This is a genomic window from Enterobacter cloacae complex sp. I3, from assembly GCF_014896175.1.
Classification (GTDB): domain Bacteria; phylum Pseudomonadota; class Gammaproteobacteria; order Enterobacterales; family Enterobacteriaceae; genus Enterobacter; species Enterobacter bugandensis.
In genome coordinates this window covers 1-1,097 of sequence record NZ_JADBQZ010000040.1, presented here as the reverse complement: position 1 = coordinate 1,097, position 1,097 = coordinate 1, and the positions used below count along the sequence as shown (strand labels likewise).

General features: G+C 53.3%; 1 protein-coding gene. It reads right to left on the bottom strand.

Translation table 11 applies throughout. The features are described from left to right. Positions 1–1,097, bottom strand: a 1,097-nt coding sequence (tuf, locus tag IM271_RS20130; protein ID WP_049119900.1) for an elongation factor Tu, incomplete at both ends; no start/stop codon positions are given.

Here is a 1,097-nt window from a genome sequence, read left to right as displayed (position 1 = left end):
AGAACTTTAGCAACAACGCCCGCGCCAACGGTACGGCCGCCTTCACGGATTGCGAAACGCAGACCGTCGTCCATCGCGATTGGGTGGATCAGAGTCACAACCATCTTGATGTTGTCGCCTGGCATTACCATCTCTACGCCTTCTGGCAGTTCGATGGTACCGGTCACGTCAGTTGTACGGAAGTAGAACTGTGGACGGTAGCCTTTGAAGAACGGAGTATGACGGCCGCCTTCGTCTTTGGACAGAATGTACACTTCAGATTCGAACTTGGTGTGTGGCTTGATTGAGCCTGGCTTCGCCAGAACCTGACCACGTTCGATTTCTTCACGTTTGATACCACGCAGCAGAACACCAACGTTCTCACCAGCACGGCCTTCGTCCAGCAGTTTGCGGAACATTTCAACGCCAGTACAGGTAGACTTCGCAGTCTCTTTGATACCAACGATTTCAACTTCTTCACCAACTTTGATGATACCGCGCTCTACACGACCGGTAACAACGGTACCACGACCGGAGATGGAGAATACGTCTTCGATTGGCAGCAGGAATGGCTTGTCAATCGCACGCTCTGGTTCTGGGATGTAAGAATCCAGGAAGCCAGCCAGTTCGATGATTTTAGCTTCCCACTCAGCGTCGCCTTCCAGCGCTTTCAGCGCGGAACCACGAACGATTGGAGTGTCGTCGCCCGGGAAATCGTACTGAGACAGCAGTTCACGAACTTCCATCTCTACCAGTTCCAGCAGCTCTTCGTCATCAACCATGTCGCATTTGTTCAGGAACACGATGATGAAAGGAACGCCTACCTGACGACCCAGCAGGATGTGCTCACGAGTCTGAGGCATTGGGCCGTCAGTCGCAGCAACAACCAGGATCGCGCCGTCCATCTGCGCAGCACCGGTGATCATGTTTTTAACATAGTCGGCGTGGCCTGGGCAGTCTACGTGTGCGTAGTGGCGAGTCGGGGTGTCGTACTCAACGTGAGAGGTGTTGATGGTGATACCACGAGCTTTTTCTTCTGGTGCGTTATCGATCTGGTCGAATGCACGAGCAGAACCACCGTAGGTTTTAGCCAGAACGGTAGTGATTGCAGCGGTCAG